Raw genomic sequence first — 24,343 nt, forward strand, 5'->3', positions numbered from 1 at the left:
TCACCGTCCGAATAGGCCCGAAAGACGCTGCATCAGCGAACTGGCCGCTTCGTGCCACTGCACGCGACCCTGCCCGGCGTCGCGCGGCGGCGCGGCCACCGCCTCGGCTTCGGCCGGCGTCTCGGAGACCTGCGGCAGGGCGGCGAGGCCGCGCGCCGTGTCCGGATCGGTGAAGGTTCCGGTGCGCTCGTCGAAGACCAGCGTGGCGGGATCGTCGAACCGGGTGCCGGGCTCCAGCGTGGCGTTCATCACATGCGCGGGGTCGACGCTCTCGATGTGGTCGAAGCCGAGCGTATGGCCGAGCTCGTGCAGGAGCACGCTGAAAAGGTCCATGCGATCCTCGGCGGCGCTGCCCGCCTCCGCGCGCCAGACGCCTTCGCCATCCTCGACGAAGCCCGCCTCCTCTGCCGGCGAGACGTCCACGAACCAGCCATGGCCCGCACCGTCCACATCCACAAGGATCAGCTCGCCCGCCGTTTCGCCCAGGAGCAGCCCGTCGAGATCGGCGACCGTCACCGAGACGTCGTCCAGCGCCTCGATCTGCTCGGCGTCCAGAAGGCCCGTGGCGATCCAAGTCTCCCGCGCGGCTTCCAGAACCGTCTCGGCGGTCGCCTGGTCGATGTCCGTTCCGGCCGGCGCCGGCCCGGTCGGCGCATAGGCCGCGGTCAGGTTGAGCGTGATCTGGGGCGCCTCCGGCGGGCAGGGCACGGGCGCGCAGATGGTGTCGATGAAGGGCTGGACCTTGCCGCGAAGCGGCTCGCCCGTCGCCGGCACGAAGATGAAGTCGCTCCGGGCCGCGGCGCTCTGGAAGAGCCCGAGCATGTCCGCGATGCGCGCATCCCGGTCGGCCGGGTCGAGACTGGCCTCGACCTCGACGTCGTTCGTGCCGCCGCGAAGGAAGTCAGGGCCGCCTTCGCCCACCAGCGTGTCGAAGATCGAGCGGCCGCCTTCGATCCGGTCGGAGCCGTCATTGCCGAACAGAAGGTCGCCGGGCTGCAGGCTGGTGCCGAACTCGCCCTCGTAGCCACCGCCCAGGATGACGTCGTCGCCCGGCCCGCCATCGGCGAGGTCGATGCCGTTGGCGAGGAACAGCCGATCGTTGCCCTCGCCCCCGAGGACGACATGCCGCCACAGGGTCGACGGGTAGACCGCCGGGAACTCGTAGTCGCCCAGCGAGGCGTCGATGCCCATCCAGACGAGGTCGTTGCCATCGCCTGCGTCCACGAAATCATGGCCGTAGCCCGAGCTGATCGTGTCGTTGCCCCCGAGGCCCTTGATCGCGTTGTTGCGATCGTTGGCCCGAAGGTTGTCCGCGAACTGCGACCCGGCGATGTCCTCGAACGCGTCGCCCGACCAGAGCTTCACGCTGCCGTCCTTGTCGCCGAGCGTCGTGCGATCGCTGAAGGCCTGCAACTCCGCCTCGAAGAGGAACACCTCGACCGGCCCGTGGAAATTCGTGAAGTCGAGGGCGTCGCCGGTATCGTTGGGAAGGCCCGCGGGCACATCCACGCCCGGCACGCCGTCGCCATCGTCGTCGGGGTTCGTGGTGTCGGTGAAGGTGCCCGCCTCGACGAGGAAGTTCTCGCCCAGCCGCTCGCCGGCGAAGACGTAGTTGTCGTCGCCCGCGCCGCCATAGGCCCAGTCGTCGCCGCGACCCAGATCGATCGTGTCGCCGAAGCCCGTCGCCGGATCGAGCAGCGTCAGGCCCGTCACGGCGAAGGGATCGAAGTTCGGCGCATCCAGCCGGGCCGAGGGATCGCGCTTGGCCTCGTCCTCGATGTTGATCTGGATGACCTCTCCGTCGAAGAGGCGCACGCGGGCATTGTCGCCGGCCACCACGTCGTCGCCGTCCCCGCCATAGACGAAATCGGCCCCGTCGCCACCGACGACCACGTCGCCGTCCACGCCCGTTGAGATCTTGTCCGCGGCTTCCAGGATGCCGCGCGGGGTGGAGGTCATCTCGAAGACCTCGCGCTGGAAGATCCGGATCTCGCCCTGGTCGCCGAGCACGCGGTCGCTGTCGAAATCGCCCTGCGGCACGATCGCGTCCTTGTCCGCGCCGCCCACGATCTGCAGCGCGGAGATCTGCGGCTGGTAACGGTTGTCCGGCTTGCCGTCCCGTTCGTGTCCGACGATGCGGACGCTGAAGTCGTCGCCGACCACGTCCTTGAAGACCAGGACGTTGGACTTGGCCAGGGGATCGGCCGCGTCATAGAGGTGGAATTCGCCGTCGAAGGCCGCCGGGCGGTAATCCTCGACCGTGTAGACGGTGCCGTCGGCCGCGACCAGTTGCACGTCCGGCGCGAAGCGCCGCCAGTTCAGGTCGGGCGCGATGTAGAGGTAGACATCGTAGACCTCGCCTTCTCCGTAGTGCTGATCGAGGTCGGAGACATCCACCCCGAGCAAGAACTGATTGCCGGTTTCCGCACGTCCGTTGAACAGCCGCCCGTTCTGGGTGTCGGGGTCGAGATCGACGCTGTCCGCCACGTTCGTCCGGCGCGCCTCGAGGGTGCCGAGTTCACGGCCGATGGTCACCCGCACGCCTTCGGCCAGGGTGTAGGTTTCCTCCTCGGTGCCCTTGAAGCCGTTCTCGTCGTTCAGCCCGTCGGTCGGGTCGTCGTAGTCGCCGAGGTCCTGGGTATCGATGTTGTTCCAGCCCTCGTGCGAGACGTAGCCGAGCTGGCCCTCGACGAAGCCCTCGGAGACGCCGGAGCCGAAGTTGATCCCGACGGAGCGGACATCGGCACCCGAGAGGGCATCGTCCACGGCGTTGTGCGCGCCCGTGTCGCCGGTCTCGATGCAGTCCTCGCCCTGCCCGCCGATGACCGCGTCGTCGCCGTTGCCGGTCATGATCACGTCGTCGAAGGAGAAGACCTCCGAGATCGTCAGCGCCTGCATGTTGCGCAATTCGCCCATGCGGTCCTGCGCCGGTGTGGCGATCGGCTCGGTCAGCAGGAAGGTGGCGCGGCCGTTGTCGCCGAAGACGGCGTCGTAGTCGAGATGCCCGACATCGGCGTCACCCTGCGTCTCGATCCAGTCGTTGCCGGTACCGCCGAAGACCACGTCGTCCCCGCCGCCGGTATAGATCGCGTCGTTGCCGCCGACCTCGAGATCGACGCTCTCGGCCCGGTCGACGGGGTGCGAGCGGCCGACGATCTGGAAGCCGGCGATGGTCGGGATCGTGCGGGCCTCGGCGCCGCGCGGCTGACTGATCTCGATGACGAGGCGATCCTCGTTCTGCCCGCCGAGCGCGACGTAGTTGCCGATCGCGGGCGCGTTCGGATCCTGGCTGTCCGACAGGATGTAGGTGCCGTCGAAGTGCACGCGCCGCGGATCGCTGACGTAGAAGGGGTCGTCCGAGCCGACCTTGACGATCCGGGTGCCGGGACCCGTGGCCGGGCTCGTCCCGTTGTCGTTGTCGAGGTAGATGTAGACGTCGTATTCCTCGAAGTGATCGGCGAGGCCCTCCACCACGATCTCGATCGTCTGGTTGCGCGGCACCCAGACCATGCCCTCGAAGAGCCGGCTGTCCGGATCGTCCCCGTTGAAGAGCTGGTTGTGCGTGTCGAAGCGCGCGCGCTGGTCGCCGAAGTAGCGCAGGTCGTCGCGGTAGTCGTCCTCGTCCCAGAAGATGTCTTCGCCCGCGTAATCGGCATCGGTGTAGCCGAACCCGTCAGTGCGGTCCGGGTCGTCGTAGATCGGGATGTCCTCGGCCTTCTGGCGCCAGCCGACGAAGACGCCCGGCAGGTGCAGGCCCGCATCGGTTTCGACGAACTCGCCTGCGTCGTCGCCCAGAGTGCCCGACGGCGTGCGCAGGTTGTTCCAGTTCTCCTCGCGCGGCGCCGGCAGACCGTTCACCGAGATCGAGTCGTTGGTGCCGGCGAGGCCGTTCACGTCGGCCTGGCCCGGACGGTTGTCGAAGTTGAAGCTGAGCGTCGTGAACTCCTCGCCCCAACCGTCGTCGTCCGAAGGCCCGTCGAAGGTCTCGGACCCGTTGAGCGTGACGCGGCCGTTGTCGCCGAAGACGACGTCGCGAAGGTTCTGAAGAATCCCGGTGTCGATCACGTCGTCGCCCGGGCCGCCCATTAGGATGTCCTGGCCTTCGCCACCGAAGATCTGGTCGTTGCCGCCGTTCTGGGAGCCGACGCCGATGATCTCGGTCACCGTGTCCAGATCGGTGGTCTGGATCTTCTGCAGCGGCTCGGGCGGCAGGTTCGGGTCTTCCACGTTCTGGATCACGACCCCGTGGTCGCCGAAGATGATGTCGCGGAAGATCTCGTCGGGCGCGGTCGCGCCGCCATCGGCGCTGCCCGGCCCGTCGCCGTAGATCACGTCGTCGCCGGCCGTCAGGTCGTCGCGCACCGGCGACGGCGCAGGCTGGAGCGTGGTGCCGTCCGAGGCCACGGTCGGATCGAGCGTCGGCCGCGGGCTGAGATCGAGCGTGGCGATGTCGAGCGCGCGGGTGAGGATATCGACGTTCACGCCACTGTCGCCGTAGATGTGGTCGGTGCCGCGCTGGCCCTCGATCGTGTCGTTGCCCGAGCCGCCGGCGAGGTGGTCGCCCGCCTGGCTGCCGATGATGAGGTCGTCGCCCACCCCGCCATAGGCGGTGATCCCGACGCTGGGCAGGTCGGCCGAGTCGAGCCCGGCGAAAAGCGCGCTCGCGTCGATGATATCGTTGCCGGCGAAGCTGTAGGGATTGGCCAGCGGGAACACCCACTCGTCGTCCTCGTTGTCGCCGTCGGCGAGCAGCGGGAACGGATCGAAGGGCTTCTCGCCGAAATCGGCGCCGAGCACGCTGTAGGGCTGGCCCGAGTACCACACGCCGTCCTGGCTGGTGTCGCCGTAGACCACGAGCGGGCTGTCGGGGCCCGCGCCCCCCGTGATGTCGAAGCGGTCGCCGCCGATGCGCGTGCCGCCGTCGAGGCGCGGGTTGAAGCCCGCCACCGTCACGGTGCCCTCGATCGCCAGGCCGACGCGGTCATACTCGACCACCATCGTGCCGCCGTCGATCGACGCCACCGTGGCGAAGCCCGGCAGGCCCTCGATCGTGACCTCCTGGCCCGTGAAGAAGCCGCGCTCCTCCCAGCCGCCGGTCTCGAGCACGAGGTCGATGGTGCCCTCGCCCTTGTCGCAGCAGTCGAGGTCGAGCTCCACCTCGCCGGTCACGCGGCGCGGCTCGGAGACGTGGATGTCGCAGGTGCCGAGCGTGCCGTCGGCGGGCAGCGCCGGTCCGTCGAGCACGAGCACCGCGCCGGTGCCCCAGCCCTCGAAGGCGTCGGCGGGCGCGAGCGCCGGGTCGGCGTTCTCGATGGCGAGGATCTGGCGCGTCTCGGCTTCCCCGTCGACCTGCACGTAGTCGCCCACCTCGAAATCGTCGTCGGCCCAGGAAAGCCCGTCGCCGCGGGTAAGCTCGACGTTGCCGGCCACGGTCTCGCCGAGCATCTCGACGCAGAGCGAGAGCGGACGGTTGCCGCCGCCGTGGAGCACGGTGAGCCCGCCATGCGGCCCCTGCACCGAAAGCTCGAGATCGAGCGCGGCGGCATCGGAAAGCGTGGCGTTCTCGAGCACCAGCGTCTCGCCGCCGTCCTCGATCGCCACGAGCCGCACGGACTGGTCCTGGCCGTCGCCCACGACGCGGACGAGATGGCCCTCCAGGAAGCCGTCCTCGGCCCAGTCGCCGCCGTCGGACCGCGTGACCCGGGTCTGGTTGCCGGTGGTGGCGACGGCGTAGCTGCCCGCCACCTCCACGAGCGGGTCGGTGGCCGTCACCGTCACCTCGCCGGCGAGCGCCGGCAGAGGATCGCCCGAGAGCACGAGGATCGAATTGTCGTTCGGGTCCTGTCCCTCCGGCGTCACGGCGTCGTCGATGGCCTCGACCGTCCAGCTGCCGGCCAGGCCCTCGATCTCGACGAACTGGCCGGGCAGGAATCCGAGCGCCAGCCAGTCGATGCCCTCGCGCGAGAGGGTGACGCCACTGCCGCCGGCGTCGGGCGTCGCGGTGAACGCGCCCGTGGCCTGCACGGCGGGTGCCGGGTTCAGGGTCCCCTGCACGTCCATCGTGTCGTTGCCCTCGCCGAGCATGACGTTCACCACCTCGATGGTGCTCTTGCCCGCGTCGGTGGAGAAACCGCCGCCCGTGAGCGTGATCTTGCCCCAGCTGATGCCGCCCGGGACCACCGTGGGCTCGCCGAAGTCGTTGGCCGAGGCGGGGCCGAAATCGAGCTCCTCCGCCATGCCGAAGCCCGTGAGCGTCGTCTCCGTCATCACGCCCGAGCCGTCTTCCTGGCTCGAGTCGTTGAAGATGTTGAGCACGTCGATCTGCTGGCTCTCCGGCGGCTGCTGGCCGATGGCGATCAGGAAGTCGTCCGCCTCGCCGGGCAACTTGAGGCCGTTCTGGAGCGAGCGGTCGGCGCCGGTGACGCCGCCCTCCACCTGGAGCGGCCCGCGCAGCTTCGAGAGAAGATGCGACTGCGCCGGGAAGACCTTGGCGCCGGCGCGCGTGATCGGCGTGTCGAAGTTCGGATCCGCCTCGAGACCGATCTCGCGCTCGACCCAGTAATCGGCGTCGGTGAAGGTGACGACGGGGGCGATGCGCACGACGCGCACGGTGTCGTCGGCCGCGTCGGTGAGCCAGCCGGGCAGCGCGGCGCCCTCGGTGATCTGGAGCTTCTCGTCCTTGGTGTCGTTGTCGCCGCGGATGAGCTCGATCTTCACCTCGATCTCGTTCGACGGGTTGTCGAGGTCGATGATCCGCACCCACTGGCCCTCGAGGAACCCGTCGGTCAGCCAGCCGGTGCCGTCCACGCGCACGAGCTGCTCGCCGCCGAAATCGGGATCGAGGTCCTCGTCGGCGCGCACGACGCCCTCGAAGATGCCCACATCCGCGAGATCCGAGAGCACCGCGTCCTCGGCGCTGGCCTGGCCGGCCCCGGCGAAGGCCTCCTCGAGCGTGATCGTGAGGTCGCTCACGGCGGCGATGGTGTAATCCCCGTCGAAGCCCGCGCCCAGGTTGGCCACGCGGATCCGGTCGCCGGCCTCGAAGCCCTCGTCGACGAAGGAGCCGAAGGATTGCGCCACGCCGTCACGGGTGAACGCGCCCTGCCCGCCCAGGTTCTCGGCGACCGCCTGGCCCTGGAACTTCTGGGTGGCGCGGAGCCCGCCGATCTCGTCGTAATCCGCCGGCGTCACCGGGGCGCCATCGATCGAGACCACGTCGGCCAGCCCGTCGGTGATTGCGGCCACATCCACGGAACTGCCCGCCTCGGGCGACCCGGTCAGGCGCAGGGTGTAGCTGTCGCCCACCGTCTCGTCGGCCGGCGTGTCGAGCTCGTCGCGGATGAGCTGCGTGTCGCCGCCGCTCTCCTGCACCAGCGCGCCCGCCGTGTCGTCGTCGAGCACGTTGACCTCGAAGAGGCTCGGGCCGGAGCGGAGGTTGGGGAACACGTAATCCGCGTCGAGGGTGAGCGCGTCGTCGCGCTCTACCGAGATCGCCACGCCGTCCGGATCCTCGACCCGCGCGTCGTTCCGCGCCTCGACGTCGATCACGACATAGTCGTCCCAGTCGCCCGGCTCGAACGCGATGCGCAGCTCGCCGTCCGCGCCGGTGAAGACGCGGGAGTCGGCGCTGGAGAGCTTGATCTCCTGGTCGGCCTCTAGATCGAGCCCGAGTTTCACCACCACCGTGTCGGTGGGCGCCTTGGAGAGGCGCACCAGCATCTGGTCGGCAAGGCCCGTCGTCGCGTCGCCCTCGATCACCGTGGTGTCGGCGTCCTCCACGAAGCTGCCGGTCACGGGATCGTAGCTGCCGGCCTCGATCTCGAAGATCTGCACGCCCGGCGTGTCGTTGTCCCGGAGCTCCACCTCGACGTTGCGCACGTCGATACCGTCGTATTCGGCCACGTTGGAGATGACGCTGTGCTGCGAGACGACGCGGATGTCGCCCTCGGCGCGCGCGTCGTCGGGCGCGTAGAGGAAGACCTCCTGCAGCTGGTCCCAGTTGGTGTGATCGAAGGTCAGCACCACCGAGCGGTTCTCGACCGGCACCGCGGCCCCATCCACCGTCACGCTGCGCTGGAAGTCGCCGTCCACCGGGTTCGCCGGGTCGGCCGGCGCCGTGGTGGACAGCCACATGCTGTCGCCCGGGCCGCTCGGAAGCGGTGCAGGGTTGAGGAAGCTGTTGTCCTCCTCCTCCTGGGTGGAGCGCGCGGCCGAGACGGTGACGTAGACCACATCGCCCACCTCGAGCTCCTTGGCGAGCCGCACGGTGTAGCTGTCGGTCGCGGCCTCGCCGCCGCCTTCCAGGAGACCGGTGAAGCCGCCGCTCTCCTCGATCACCACGAGGCCCTCTTCGCCCGCGGCGACATTGTAGTCGAAGCCATCCACGAGGAGCCCGTCGTAGAACGGGTCGTCCGAGGAGACGAGGTGGTTCACCGCGCCCGAGGCGCCCTCGAGCTCGCGCGTGACGATGTCCTCGTTGACGTCGCCCGTCACGTTGATCGTGTCGGAGCCGAGCCCGCCGATGACGCGGTAGAGCACGCCGAAGGCGGTGGACTGGACGAAGAACTCGTCGTCGCCCTCGAGGCCGTCGATCTCGATCACCTCGACGGTGTTGTAGCGGACGTTGAGGCCTGCGCCGAAGATGCCCTTGTCGGTGATCACGAAATCGTCTGCGAACTCGGTGCCGAGGATCACCACCTTGTCGAAGCCGGTGCCGCCCTCGATCGAGACCGGCGCGTTCACGTTGTAGCGCACCTCGTCGTTGCCGCCGCCCGTGCGCACGTCCACCGGCACACCGACAGAGAAGTCGGAGCCGATGATCGGCACCGCCACGCCGTCCTCGTCGAGCACGATCACGTCGTCGGAGATGTCGCCCGGCGTCGCGTCGGCGTCCGCGCGGTTGATCACGCCGTCGCCGTTGGTGTCTACGTTCACCGCGTCGAGGTCGTCGGCGTCGATGTCGCCGTCGCCGTCCCAGTCCTGCGAGGAGACGGCGGCGAGCGCGAAGGCGCGCACGGTGAAGATGTCGTCGTCGTCGCCGCCCTCGAGGCGAAGTTCGGACTGGTTGGAGTAGACGGTGAACTCGTCCGAGCCCGTGCCGCCCTGGGCCACCACCGGCGAGTTCGTGCCCGCCGACAGCCAGCCGCGCGTGGTCGCCACGAGGTTCGGGAACTGGTCCTCGGGCAGCAGGCCGGCCTCGGCCGTCGAGCGCTTGAGCCCGAAGATCTGGCCGAACTGGAAGCGGTCGTCGCCCGCGCCGCCGTCGAGTGTGGTGATCACGCTGGTATCGTCGGAGAAGAAGGCGTCGTTGCCGCCCCGGCCCTCGACCGTCAGCCGCCCGTTGATGCCGCGGTCGTAGCTGATGCGCTGGACCTCGGCGAAGGGCTCGTTGCCCGTCGTCACGTCGCGGTATGGATCCTCTTCCCCGTGGAGGATCGCCACGTAGGCCGGGCGGTCCGCCGTCTCGCCGGGAAGTTCGGCCGCCTGGCGCAGCAGGAAGATGTCGTCGGTGGCGTAGGGCTCGCCCGTCACGGGGTCGGTGCCGCTTTGCGCCGCGTCGAAGCCGTAGACGAAGAGCTCGTCCACCCCGCCGTTCTCGTCGCCCGTGTCGAGCACGTTGACGATGTAGTTGTGCTGGTCGGGACCGTTGGAGCCGAGCGTGAACACCTCGAAGGTGTCCGTGCCGCCCTCGCCGTCGAGGGTCAGCGTGTGGCGCGCGGCCTGCCGTCCAAGCGCGGTGAGCGCCGCGAGCTGGGCGGGCGAGGTCACCGTGGCGGTGTCCTGGAGGTAGTAGACCTGCACGAGGTCTTCGTTGCCGCCCGCGGCCACGTCGGTCTCCGAGCCGAGGAAGATGTAGCCCGGGTCGCCCCAGCCGGTGGTGCCCGCCGCGCCGCCCGCGTCGCCGAAGCGGATCACGTCCACGTCGAGGCCGGTCTGCACGGTCGTCCGGTGCTGTGGCGCGGTGTAGGTGGGCTCCATCACGCCCAGCGGATCGCCGCCCGACTGGCTGCCCGGGGTGACCAGGGTGCCCCCGGCGATGATCCGGCCACGCAGGTCCACCGTCGCGCCGAAATCGGGATCGGCCACGCCCAGATCGGCGGCGAGCAGGATGTCTTCCGCCGCGTGGATCCGGCTGTTGCTGTCCAGATCGATGTCGTCGCCCGCGAAGATTGCCACCTGGCCCTGCTCGGCGAAAACCGTGCCGTGGTCGATCACCCGCGGGGCGTCGGCCTGCTGGCCCGGATCGCGCGTAGCGCTCTCGGCGAAGCGGGCGGTGCCGCTCTCGACGAGCACGAAGTCCTCGCCCTGCGGCAGGCTGTCGAGCACGCGCAGCACGATGTCGCCCTCGTAGCTGTGCGCGAGCACGACGCGGAGATGCTCCGCGACCTCGGTCAAGGTGATGTCGCCCGTGGCCTCGAGGCCCACATCGACGCCGCCCGCCCCGGTTCCCGGGTTCGCCACGCCGCGCGACGTGTCCACCTCGAGCGGGTTGAGCGCGTCGCCGATCTCGGCGCCCGCGCCGTTCGCGTCGATGTCGAGCGCCTGGGAGCGCAGGTTCACGAGCGTGTCGTTCCGGGCGTCAATCACCGAGCCGCCGACGGTGCGCAGCGACACGTCCGCGTCCGAGAAGATCTGATCCACCCGAAGGTCGCCCACGAGTTCGTCGAGCCAGATGCCGCGGTTGTCGGAGGTGTTCGTGTCGAAGGCGTTGACGACGCCGCCGGCGCCGTTCCGGTCGCCGTTGATCTCCAGGAAGTCGTCGGCGGCGCCGATGCCCGAGCGGCTGGGCGCGGGCGTGCCGGCCGTCACGGCGCCGGCGGTCATGGTTATGTTGTCGCCCGTCACGTCGATCGTCGGCGCGCCGTCCGCATCCGTGATGAGCCGCGGTGCTGTGAGCGTCACGTCGCCTTCGGTGGAGTGGATGTGCCCCACCTGCATGTCGCCCACGAGTTCCGTCGCCGTGATGTCTCCATTGGTGGTGAGGAAGATCTGCTCGACGCCGTCCGTCGAGGCGCCGGGGATATCCCAGGCGACGTCGGTGTTGACGATGAAGTTGATCCGCGACGGCGTGCCGTCCGTGGTGTTGTTGGCATAGCTGCGCGGCTCCCCGCCCACGGCATCGCCGTCGACATGCCCGATGTCGATATCGTCGCCCGCCCGCACGAGGTCGAAGGTGTAGGTCGCTTCGCGGTCGTCGCTGTCAACGTCCGTGCCGAAGGCGCGCAGGATGTCCGTGTAATCCGGCGCCGGTGTCGTGTCGGGCGAGAAATGCGAGACGTAGCGGCCCGACTTGGTGATCGGGTCGGTTCCCGGCGGGTCGTTGATCACGCTGCCGTTCGACGGTCTGAGCAACGTGACCTGCACGCCCCCGACGCCGCCGGTCGCGTTGCCCTCGCGCGTGTCGTTGATCACGACATCCACGTCGTCCTTCGCGCTGATCCGCTGGACCGCGACGGGAACGACCGCGCCGGCCGCCAGCGCCACGCCGTCGCGCAGCGTATAGCCGATGTCGGCGGCGATATCGACGCCGGCGTCGAGCTGGATCACCGTGTCGTAGGCCACCGCGTCGTAGACTTGATCGACGTCGAGCGTCTCGCGGCCAAGCTCGCCGCCCGGCCCGGTGACGCCCGCGATCTCGAGTTCGTAGATCGCGTCGCTCGGCGTCTGGGGCTGAAGACCCTCGGTGCCGGTGAAGCGGATCAGCTCGATTGCGATGGCGCGGCGCTGGGTGTCGTCGTCCGCCGTGCCCGCGATCGAGGTCTCGCCGACGCTGCCCGTGTCGGCGTGCATGTAGAGTTCGTTGGTCTGGATCAGCTGGGGCCCGTCGTTGGTGTCGACGCGGATGTCGCCGCGCTCGTTCTCGATCAGGGTCACGCCCGCCGGGTTGTAGATCACCCCGTCGAGGATGACGTCGCTGTCGCCGGTCGTGCCGGTCTGGACGTTTCGGATCTCGACCACGGTGCGGGCGAACCGGTTGCGGATGTCGAACTCGAAGGTGACGCCCGGTTCGGGGTCGTTCTGGATCGACACGTTGTTGGCCGGGTTGTTCACCGGGCCGGGGATGTTGTTGAGCGAGACGGTGATGGTGCCCGCATCCGCCCCGTTCAGCGGCGCGACCGGATCGATCTCGTTCACGCGCATCTCGAGTGCGGATTCGTTGACGAGCCGGACGTAGTCCCAGGTCTGCTGCACCTCGAAGAGGCCGCGATTGCCCCAGATGTTGCTCGCGAAGCCCGACACTTGCGTCGCCGTGAAATCGGCCGTGCCGCCGGCGCCGTAGATCAGGTCGTCGACCACGATCGGGCCGGTCAGGGTGTCGCCCACCTCCTGGTCGCTCGGCGGGATGCCCACCAGGTTCACGTTCACGATCCGCTGGATTGTGCCCGTGCTGTCGACGACGAGTTCCGGGTTGGGCGAGCCGAGCAGGATCACGTGGCTTTCCCAGAAGATGTCGCGCCCGAGCGTCGGCGTGTTGCGGTTGTTGATGTCGCGCTTGGGCCCGATGAAAGCGCCCCCGCCGTTTCCGTCCGTCCGATGCTCGGAGCCCGGACGGATGTCGTCGTTGACAGAGACGTTCAGGTCGGCCGTCTTGAGAACGGCCTCCCACTCGCCGTTGACGCGGGCCGCGTTGGTCATGTTGGCCGTCGCGTCGCCGCGCGAGGAGCCGCCGATCGCGTAGAGGCGGCCATGGGCGCGCGCGAAGTTGTCGGTGTCTTCGTAGGTCGCCGCGATGTTGATCTGCTGGCCGCCGGTGATGTTGGCGCCGTCGAGGATGTCGATGGTGTTGTTGCTGCGGATGTTGGAGGTCGAGTAGGCCGATGCCGATCCGCCCGCGCCGCCCGCGGTCGTGTCCGTGTAGGCGCGGCTGACCTGCCGGTCGACGACCGAGGCCACGGTGACGACACCGCCGGTGAGGGCGCTGTCGTCGCCGAGGACGATCCGCGATCCGTTCAGGCTGCCGCTGTTGATCCGCCCGATGTCGCTGGTGGCGCGCACGGTGGTGCTGGCTCCGAGCCCGCCGGCGTAGGATTTCGCCACGGAGTCGGCGTTGTTGGCCACGTTGGTCGCCACGTCTAGCGCGTCGCCCGCGACGAGATCCCCGTCGATGGTGATGTTGGTGCCGAAGCGGAGCGTAGAGCTGGCCGTCCCGCCGGCCCCGGCGAAGAGGCCGCCGCGGCTCGATTCCGCGAGCGAGGTCACCGAGGTGATCAGATCGGTGCGCACCGAAAGGTCGTCGTCCGCCGTGATCTGGGCGTCCCGCCCGATGTCGATGGTCGCCCGGTTGTTGCCCGAGGCCGTGCCCTGCGCGCCGCCCACGGAGACGAGGCCGCCCGCGTCGCCGTCGGAGACCGCGCTCGACCCGCCGGTGCTGTTGGCCTCGATGATGACGTCCGCGCCCCGGATGTTGGCCCCGGCGACGCCAGCGGCGACGCCTTCGATGTTCAGGCTCGTCCGCACGTCCTGCACGGCGACCGACGCCGCGCTGCCGACCTCGACGATACCGCCGCCCGCCCCCGTGGCCGAAGACGTGACGGTGCCGTCGCCGGCGCTCGGGTCGGTGAATCCGCCCGCGCCGCCGATCCCGGAGAAGGAGCCGGCCAGTGTCGTCGGGCTGCCGTCGGTATCGGGCTGTATGTCGAGGATCAGGCGCTGGGTGCCGAGCGGTCCCTCGCTGGTGAGATCAAGGCTTTCGGCGACGAAGTAGTGGGTGCCGCCCGTGCGCGAACCGCGGTCGAGGTCGATCGCCGCGCCGCCAGGCGTCGATGCCAGCTTGAACGAAGTCGGCGTGCGGTCCACCGCGTAGTAGACGCCGCCATCCACCAGCCCGACGATCGGTTCGTCGTTGAGCGCGCGCAGCGTGTGCCCGATCTCCAGCGCGGCTTCGCTGCCGTTGTTCACCAGGTCGAAGACCTGCGGGCCGACATAGACGTCCGGTGTGTTCGTGTCGTTGTCGGTGTCCTGGAAGGAACCCGTCGAGTCCTGAGGCGTTTCCGCCAGTCGGATGTAGTCCGGATTGCTCGCGAAACCCTGCGGCACGCCGCCGGGCGCCCCGACGAAGGCGCCGCCGCCGGCGACGTAGTAGGTGGCCCCGTCCACCAGGTTGCCGAAGCCCGAGGCGAAGATGCCCGTGGCCGGGTTCCCGTTCTCGTCGAAGGCGCGGTAGACGACCGCTTCGCCGACCTGGAAGCCGTGATCCGGGACGTAGATGCGGTTGCTGAAGTCGACCGTGACATTCAGGCTGTCGTCGGCCGCCGGCGTCACGTTCGCGTCCACCAGGTTCGACTGGAACTCGCTCGGCGCCTTCACGCGGTAGGTAATCGGCTGGTTCGGATCGGAGAAGTTGTTGCCCACGTTGATCGCGTCGGTACCGTTGTTCACGGCATTGATCGCGACGTTCGGCAGGCCCGGCAGTGCGACGCCCGGTGCGCGCAGCTTGATCGTGTCCTCGTCGACCACGAACACCTCGTAGGCGTCGTCGTTGGACAGCCCGCCGATGGTCGACGCGCCACCGGAGTAGTAGAAGACGCGGTCCCCGGTCTCGAGGCCGTGGCTCTCGATCACGATCGTGTCGCGGGTCGGATCGACGGCCGAGTTCAGCGATGCCGTCGGATTGTTCTCATCCACTGCCACGCCCGGCTGCGCCGTCGGCTGGATCAGGGCACCGAGATGAACCGTGCGCTTCGTCTCTTCCTCGGAGGCGCCGAACCGCTCTACGACGGTGTATTCGCGGCCATTCTCCAGCCCGCCCGCATTGGGGCCGGAATAGCTGATCCGCGAACCGCTCGTGACCTGGTGCGGGGCGCCGAAGTCGATGAAGTTCGTGCCGCCCGGGTTCACGCCGCCGCCCGCATCGGTGGGCTGAATGCCGACGATGGTTCCGTCGGAGACCTGCTGGCCTGCCGCGCCATGGTTGACGCTGATCGTGACCGTGCCGCCGGCGACCAGTTCTCTGGTCTGACCAACCGTGAGGTCAGTGCTGCTGTCGGCGCGCGAGGACGGGTTGATGTCGGAGATCCGGACCAACCCGCCCCCGGCCGTGCGCGAGCGTGAATCGGCGTCCGACGTGATGTTGGAGAGCGCATCGACGTCGCCGCTCACGAAGATCTCGGAGTCCGACCCGGTAAAGGTCATGTTCTGGGTGGAGACGTTGCGCGCGGCCACGGTGCCCGTGCCGACGGACACCGCGCCGCCGCCCGCGCTGCTGGCCGCCGCGTCGGCGAGCGACTCGGTCTCGGCCCGCACGGAAAGCGACTGGGCGCCGATGCCGCCATCGGTCTCGACGCTGCCCAGGAAGCTCATCGTCGTTGTCTGGATGCGCGGGGAGATGACCGTGACAGGGTCGTTCGGCGGTTCGTTGAAGCCGTTACCGATGGTCGCCCGGATATTGCCCGACTGCACGTCCGCGATGCCGCCGCCGCCCGAGGAGCCGCTGGCGCGCGCCATGGTGGCGTGGAGGCCCTCGATGTTGATGCCGCCGCCCGACGAGTTGAAGTTCGTCGTCCCGATTTCCGCCGACAGGGTGGACTTCGACGTCGCCGAGATCGTGACGCCCGCGATGTTGGCGATGCCGCCGCTCGTGGTCTGGGCGGCCGCGATCGCGCCGCGATTGTCGTCGGAGTCGAGGAAGCCGCTGCCGTCGTGGTTCAGCCGCGCGCTGATATCCACGCCGTCAGCGCCGGAGATGAGACCGTCGTCGCCGATGTCGAAGGTCACGCCGGAATTGAACTCCGCGACCCCTTGCGACGTCGCGGTGGCCACGATCGCGCCGCCGGCGCTCGTCGCCCGCGCCACGGCGCGCCCGTCAAGCTCCACGTCGAGATCGACCGATCCGCTCTCGGAGACGATGTTCACGTTGTTGCCGATATCGGCGTTCGCCTCTGCGTTGTTGAGCGCCGACGATTTCGTCAGCGGCGCCGCGCCGCCCAGGGCGAACGCCTTCGCGTCCCCGGCCGCATCCACTTGCGAGACGAGCCTGGCGCTGCCGGTGACGTTCCCGTTCGTCCCGTTGGCGACGATGCTCGCCGAATTGCCGACGTTCAGGCCGACGCTCCCGGTGTCGTTCGCAAGCGACTCGAGATCCTGAACGCTCACCAGAAGCGAGCCGCCGATCGAGTCGGTCTGCGCATCGGCGTCATGCGTTGCATCCGCCGTCATGTTGACCGTTCGCGCGCTCACGCTCGACCGGTCGCCCACGCCCACGCTGGTGTCGCTGTCGATAAGCGTCCGGATGTCCGCAGATCCCATGTCGAAGGCGCCCGCGCCGCCCGCGCGGAAGGACGATGGGTCGGCCGTGGTGGTCGCATCGGCGTCGAGGACGAGATCGCCGCCCAGCGTCACGGTGCTGTCGTTGCCGACATAGGCTTCCGTGTCGTGGGCCGCCTTCCCGGTGACCGTGGTCGAGCTCACGTTCACGAGACCCGCGCCGCCCCCGGCGAAGGCGCGCGCGCGGGCGGTCGTATTCGCATCGGCCGTTAGGGTCACGTCGTTCGCGCTCAGCACCGTGTTGTTGCCGATATAGGCCCGCGTCGCCGAGTCCTGGCCTGTTCCGGTCCCGATCGTCGCATCGGCGTTGAGGATCGCAATGTTCACGCCGAGGGAGCCGGAGCCGCTGGTGATCTCGGAATAGGCCATCGCACCCCTGGGGTTCGCCGCCGGATCGTCTGCGTCCGCGTCGGACGGGGCCCCGACCGGCAGGAGCGTCTGCGCCGTGGCATCGAGGTTTTCGGACAGGTCGATGGTGGAACCATCGCCGACGAAGGCCTCCGTCTCCCGCGCGGCCGTCGCGGAAGAGGTGAGCGAGCTCACCGAGACCAACCCGCCGACGTTCGCGCTCGTCACGTCGGAGACGGCCGAGGCCTCGACCTCGTCGGCGAAAAGATTGACGTTGCCAGCCTCGAGATCGGTGGTGTTGCCGAGATAGGCGTAGGTGCCGCCCGACAGTTCCGCCGAGGCGCCCGTGATCGAGACGGAGAACGCGCCTCCGATCGCGACGCCGAGCGAGGTCGCGATCGCCTCGGTCCGGCTCAGGGCGTCGGCGTCGATATCCGCGCGCGTGGCGCGATCGCTCTTCAGGAGGCTGATCTCTGCAAGATTGCCGGTTGTGGCGTCCTTGTTGCGCCCGACATAGGCCTCCGTCACTGCGCTCGCACGCGAGACCGGCTGCAGGGCGGAGACGGCGCCCAGAAGGCCGAGAGAGATGCTTGTCAGCGATGCGTCCGCCTTAGCATCGCCATCGGCCAGAAGCCGCAGATCCGGCCCGACGAGGTTCAGGCCGCCATTGCCGAAGGCACGGGTCGTGCCGCCGGCGTCGGCCGTGGGCGAGTAGACGGAGACCGACACGCCGAGCGACAGCGAGCCGCCGGTCGTGGTGGACACCGCGTCGATGTCCGACTTGGCCTGTACCACGACCTGGCTGGCCTGGGTCACGACGATCTCCGCATCCGGGTCGCCGGTCGCGTCCGTGTCGAACGACGTGCCGAGGAAGGCCTCGATCGTGCCGTTCGTGGTCGCCGTCGGCGCGAGATCCTGACCCGATCCGAGAAGCGAGAAGTCGAGCGCGAAGGCAGTCGCGGTGGCTTTCTGCACAACCGGCGAGTCGCCGGCGGCATTTCTGTCCGCCGCGACCGACAGCGTGCCGGTGTTGACCCCCACGCCGTCGCGGACATAGGCGCGAACCTCGCCCTCCACCGTCGCGCTCGGCTTGAAGATCGAGAGGCTGACGAAGCCCGCGCCGCCGCCCTTCGACGTCGCATCGGCGGTCTGGGTGGCGGCCGCGTCGATGGTGAGCGCACCGCCGCCGGTGTCGACCGAGGTTGCGATGTTCGTGGCCTCGGTCCCGGAAAGCGCGCCGATGAAGGCTTCGGTCCGGCTGGCGACGCGTGCGTTCGCCTCGGCCGAGCGGGCGGCGATGGCCGCGGCCGAGATCACGAGATTGTTGGCGTTGGCGTCGTCGACGCTCGTCGCCGTGATGTTGACGTCTCCCGCGTTTACGGTCGCGCCCTGCCCCACATATGCCAGCGTGCGCCCCTCGACCGTGGCGTCGGTCACCGCGCCGGCCCCGGCAGCACCCAGCGCGAAGCCGACCGCGGTGGCGTTCGCATCCGCGATGAGCGTCGCGTCGGAGGTCAGGTCGAGTGTCTTGCCGTTGAGGTTCAGCAACGTCGTGTCCGTGGGGGCCGCCACGTCCGCCTGGGCACCGACATAGGCTTCTGTGTCGCGGTTTACGGTCGCCTCGAACTTCGCCACGGCGACAGCCGCGCCTGCGGCAACCGCGCTGGACGCGCCGTCGGGGCGCGCATGGGCGAGGCTGGTCGCGGTGATGTTCTGAACGCTGTCGGCGGACGTGACCGAGCCGCCGTCGATGAAGGCGCGCGTCGCGCCCTCCATGGTGGCGACGGCTTCCGTGACTGCGACGCTGATACCGCTCGCGACCGCGAGGCCAAAGACGAACGGATCGGCGTAATGGGTGCTGTTGGCGTTGATGATGACGCTGTCGTCGGCATCGAGGTCGGAGTTGCGCGACCCCGCGATCACGTCCGTCGAGACATCGACCGTCGCCGACGCGCCCGCGGCGGCGGCACCGACGAGCGTGGCGGCCACGCTGATGGAACGGATGACCGTCGAGATCGTGCCCGGCACGATCGTGTCGGCCTCCATGTCGGCGTCGGTATCCACGAAGACGGGGCGGCTGTGGTTAGAAAGCGCCTCGATCCGTATATCGCCGGTCTCGGACGTGATCGCGCTGTCCTCGGTGGTGGCCGAGATCGTCGCCTCGACAGAATTCCTGCCGAGCGCGAGGCCAAAGGCCACGCCGGTCAGCCCCCCCGACACGGCGAGCGCGTTCACGTCGACGAAAGACGTCATGTTGTCGTTGGCGACAACGTCGACGTCCTGGCTGGCCGTGACCGTCGACCCCTCCACCCGGGCCAGGACCGCCCGCGTGATCGTGTTGGTGCCGGACGCCCCGGCGCCCGCGGCGGCGAAGCCGGCCGGCGACACGGAGATCGAGATGGCAAGGGCCATCGGCGTCGCCGAGAGATCGCTGCGGGTATCGGCATCAACAGTGACGACGCCGGACTCGGCGGTGACGGTGCTGCCGGCGATCCGCGCCCGGGTCGTGCCGCCCAGTGTGTTGGAGGCCACGGCCGCCGAAACCGAGATCGCGCCGGCGGCCAGGCCGGCCGCCGCCGTCACGGAGATGGCCCGCGCGATGGAGGTCATCGTGACGTCGTCCGCCGCGTTCAGCGTGACGTCGCCGCCCGCGCCGACGAGACGGTTAGATCCGCTCGCGCCGGTGATCTCGGCCTCGACAGTCTGGCTTATCTCGTTGACGGAGACGCCCGCCGCGACGGCGAGGCCGCCCGCGACCGCGCCGCCGGAGAAGGCGAGCGAAACGCCCGTTGCGTCGAGTGCCGAGCTGACGGTGCTGAGCGCGTCGAGATCGACGTTGTCGTCGGCCACCACGCGGCTGTCGGCGATCCGCGCGCGCACCAGCCCTTCCAGACGGGTCGTCGCTTCCGTGACGACCGCCGCGCCCCCGAGCGACACACCGGTACCGGCCGCGACGGCGACCGAGATGCCGCGCGAATCGACCGTCACCGGGCGCGCGTCGAGAGCGACGTTGTCGTCGGCTACCACGCGGCTGTCGGTGATCTGCGCGCGCACCAGCCCTTCCAGACCGGTCGTCGCTTCCGTGATGACCGCCGCGCCCCCGAGTGAAACACCGGTCCCGGCCGAGACGGCGACCGAGCTGCCGAGCGAATCGACCGTCACCTGGCGCGCGTCGAGAGCGCTCACGACGACCGACCCGCCGGTCGATTCCACGTCCGCTCCGTTGCGGATCAGGGCCTGCACCTCGTTCGTGCCGTTCACGAAACTGCGCACGCCGGCGCCGCTTCCGGCGAGGGTAGCACCGACCGCACCCGAGATGGAGACGCTCACGCCGACCCCATCGACGTCGATCACGCCGCTTGAAAGCGCCGATACGGTGATGTTGCCGGGGGCCCGGACGGTCGCGTCGTCGACGATCGCCCGAACGCGGGAGCCGTAGTTGACCTCGACGAGGGAGACGGCGATTCCCAGCGAGCCGGAGCCCCCCGCCGAGAAGGACGCCGACACCGTCGCCGCCACGTTGGTGGCCCGGATCGTCGAGACATCCGACGCCGCCACGGCCGCGGTGGTTCCGGCCGTGACGCTGGAGCCGTTGTCGACCATGGCCCGCACGAGGTTCGTCATCGTGATCGTCGAGTCCGCGCCGGACCCGGCGCCCGCCGCGCTCACGCCGCCACTGCCCGAGATCGCCACGGCCGCCGCGACGCCTGTGGAGGTGACGCTGGAGGAATTGGTGGCTTCCACGGTCACGGCGCCGGGGGCGGTGACCACGCTGTCGTCGATCCGGGCGAGAGTCTCGCCGGTCATGACGATGTCGGCAACGGAAACCGCGACGGTCAGCGTGAAGCTCGCTCCGGCCGCGGCCGACACGGCAACCGCCGCCGAGACCTGCGTCGCGTCGATCGTGGCCGCGTCGGTCGCGGTGACCAGCACGGCCCCGGACGTCGCCGCGACCGTGCTGCCCTCGATGATGGCCTCGGTGCTTCCGGCGACCGTGTTCCGCGACAAGGCCACGGCGCCGGCGCCGCCGAAGGCCCCGCCCGCCGCGGCCGTGACCGACAGCGCGATGGCCGCGCCGATGGCGTCGATGTTCATCGTGTTGTCGGCATCGACCGTGACGGAGCCGGCGGTCACGGCGGAGGCGGTGATACCGGCAACGGTGGCCCCGGTCAGGGTGGTGGTGACGTCGTTCACCGCGACCGTGAGGGTCAGCGAGCCTCCCGCGGATACGCCGACCGCTGCGGCCGCCGCGACGTTCTCGGCCTTGATCATCGACGCGTCGTCGGCATCGACCAGCACCGCTCCGGTCGTGGTGACCTGCGAGCCGCCGCTGACCAGAGCGCGCGTCGTGCTTCCAATCTCGTTGCTGGCTTCCACACCCGCCCCGGCGCCGGCGGCCGAGACGCCCGCGCCGCTTGCCGCCACCGAGAACGCGATGGCAAGGCCTAGGGCGTCGACGGTCGTCGCGCTGGTGGCGCGCACGGTCACCGTGTCCGCCGTCACGGTACTGTCGTCGATCTGCGCCAGCGTGTCGCTGGTGATGACGTTCTCGGCAAGCGTCACCGCCACGGTGAAGGAAAGCGAGGCACCGGAAACGGACACGGCGACCGCCGCCGCGACCGTCGCGATATCGGACTTGATCTGGCTCGTGTTGAGCGAGATCACGTCGACGTCCGAGCCGCTGACGACCGACGCGCCGTTGCGGATGCTTGCCTCGGTGGACCCGGCGATCTCGTTGCGGGCCTTCACGCCGGCGCCGGCGCCGCCGACGCTGACCGACGTGCTGGCCGACACGCTCACGGCAAGAGTGACGGCCAGGGCATCGATCTCGGCCGAGTTGGTGGCGAGCACGTCCACGTCGGACGCCGTCACGCTCGATGCGTCCACCGTCGCCAGGACCTCGTTGGCGATGATGTTCTCGGCGTCGTTGAAGGCCACCGAAAGGGACACGCCCGGGCCGCCGCTCACGGCGATCCCAACCGAGGCGGACGCGATGTCGGAGGTGATCCGTGAGCCGTCGCTGGTATCCACGAGCACCGCGCCGCTGGACGTCACGGTGCTGCCGGTTATACCGGCCTCCGTCCGGCTCGTCGTCTTGTTGGTTGCGATCACGCCGGCCGCGCTGATCCCGACCGCGGCGCCGCCGCCGCCGGACACCGAGATGCCGACGGCGACGCCCAGGGCATCGATCTCGGTGTTGGAACGCGCCGTGACGCTCACGCTGTCGCTCGGCAGCACCGTGGAGTCGGAGATGCCGGCCGTGGTCGTGCTGCCGACGACGTTCTCGGCCAGGGTGACGCTGACGGCCACGGACACGCCGACGCCGCCCGAGATGGCGACCGCGGCCGAGGCCGCGATGAGCTCGGCCTTGATCGTGGATGTATCCGTCGCCGACACGGTCACGGCGCCGTTCGCCGCGACCGTCGAGCCGTTCTCGATCGTGGCCGACGTGGTGTTCGAAAGCACGTTGCGCGCGGATACGCCCGTCCCCGCGCCCGCGGCGCCGAGCCCGCCGGACCCGGCGACGGCGATGCTGGCCGCGACGCCGATCGCGTCGATCGTGTTGTCGGAGAGCGCGGTGACGGAAAGATCGTCGGAGGCGATATCGGACCCCGCCACGCGGGCGCGATGCGTGCCGCTCAGCTCGTTCTCGACCAGCGTGACCGCGACCGCGCCGGTCAGCGCGGCCGACCCCGAGATCGATACCGCGACGGAGGCGGACACGACCCGCGCGGTGATCGTGGACATGTCCTCCGTCGCGACCGTCACGTTGCCGGTTGCCGCGACGGTCGAATCGATCACCTCCGCTGCGGCCGTGTTCGTGAGCGTGTTCTTGACGTCCACGCCCGACCCGGTACCCGACAGGGCCAGCGTGCCGCTGGCGCCGATGCTGATCGCCGCGGCGACGCCGACGGCGTCGATGGCATTGGCCGTGTCGGCACGCACGGTGACGACATCCGCCGAAACCGTCGAGCCCTCTATCGCCGCCCGCGACGTGCCCGTGAGGTCGTTGCGCACCAGCGTGACCGAGACCGCCAGGGAGGCGCCGGCCGTCGTGCCGCCGGCGAAGGAGATGGACGCGGAGACGGCGGCCGCATTGATGACCGAGCCGTCGGTGAGCTGCACCTGAAGGTCGGCGGGGGTGGCGACCGCGCTGCCGCCGTCGATGAGCGCCGAAGTCGTCCCGCCGATCCGGTTGTCCGCCCTGCTCGCGGCCGCCGCGCCCGAGACCGACACGCCCGAGCCCGCCGCGACGCTGATGCCCACGGCGACCGTGACCGCGTCGATGGTGCTGTTGGTGTCGGCCAGAACGTCGATGTTGCCGCCGGCCGTCACCTCGGAGTTGCGGATGCCCGCGAGCGTCGCCGGCTCGGTCGTGTTCTCGGTCAGGGCCCCGGCCGCCGCGAGGGAGAGCGACAGGCCGCCACCACTGACCGAGACAGAGGCGGAGGCCGCGACGAGGACCGCGTCGATATCGCTCGAATTGTCCGCGCGCACCGTGAGCGCGCCGCCAGCGGCGACCGATTGCGTGTCCGGCGCATCGGCGTCCACGATGACCGCCTCGACGTTGCCGCCGACGAAGTTGATCGCCTGCGCCACGCCGACCGCACCCGACAGCGTCAGACCTCCGCTCGCGCCGACTCCGACCGAGATGCTTGCGGCGATGCCGGTCGCGAAGATGGTCTTGTTCGAGAAGGCCTGAACGGCCACCGCCCCATCCGCCACGACGGTCGAATCGTCGATGGCGGCGCGAACCGTGTTCTCGATCGCGTTGTTCGCGACGGACACGGCGCCCGCAAGCGACAGCGTCACGTTGGACGACCCGGCGGTCACCGACAAGGCGGCCGTCGTCACCGACGCGGTGATGCCCGCGGTATCCTCGGCCAGGATGTCGACGTTTCCGCCGGAAGTGGTCGTCACGCTGGACCCGTTCTGGACCCTAGCGGTGATCTCGTTGGCGATCTTGTTGTCGACCAGCGCGACTGCGCCGGCGCCGCCGAGGTTCACCTTGCCGCTGCCGACCGAAACGTTCACCGATGCCGCGACGGCGGTCCCGTTGATGGCGCCGGTCGTGATCGCGTGGATGTCGGCGAAACCGTCCGCCGTCACGGTCGCGCCATCCTCGATGGAGGCACGGGTCACGTTCGTGATCGAGTTGTCGGCCGTGGTCACCGACACCGACAGGCCCGCGGTGGCCGTGCTGGAGCTGACCGCCGCGCTGAGCGACGCGGCGACGACCGTCGCGGTGATCGCGCCGGTATCCGTCGCGGCCAGCGTCAGGTTGCCGCCGTCCGCCACCACCTCGGCGTCCCGGATGACCGCGAGCACGGAATTGACGGTCGTGTTGTCGGCAACGGCGCCGGCGCCGCTGATGGACACCGTGGCCGAGGAGCCGCTGCCGATGGCCACGCTGGCGGACGCCGCGACGACGGCGGCCGTGATGTCCTTCGTGGACGCGGCGGTGACGGACAGGTCGCCCTGCGCGAAGGTATCGACCCCGTCGATGCGCGCGTCGGTCGTGTTGGAAATCTCGTTGTCCGCGTAGGACACCGCGATGCTCGGCTCCAGCGTGAAGGAACCGCCGCCCGACGCGACGCTCAGCCCGGCGGCCACGGAGACCGCATCGGCCTTGATCATGCCGCTGTCGCTGGCCGACAGGCTTACCGGACCGCCCGCGGTGAAGGTCTCGACCGTCGCGGTATCGCTGTCCTCGATGGCCGCCCGCGTCGTG

Annotated in this window: 1 protein-coding gene (only partly in view); it reads right to left on the reverse strand. The window is 69.6% G+C overall.

Going from position 1 to position 24,343, the window contains the following annotated elements:
* A protein-coding gene (locus AB6A65_RS05235) for an LEPR-XLL domain-containing protein (protein ID WP_371037309.1) crosses the window boundary here: on the reverse strand, positions 1 to 24,343 show its 3' portion. Its footprint extends 13,007 nt past the window's final position; the window shows 24,343 of its 37,350 coding nt (coding positions 13,008–37,350); its start codon lies beyond the right edge, outside the window; its stop codon occupies positions 1 to 3.

The organism is Rhodosalinus sp. FB01 (assembly GCF_041365715.1).
Taxonomy (GTDB): domain Bacteria; phylum Pseudomonadota; class Alphaproteobacteria; order Rhodobacterales; family Rhodobacteraceae; genus Rhodosalinus.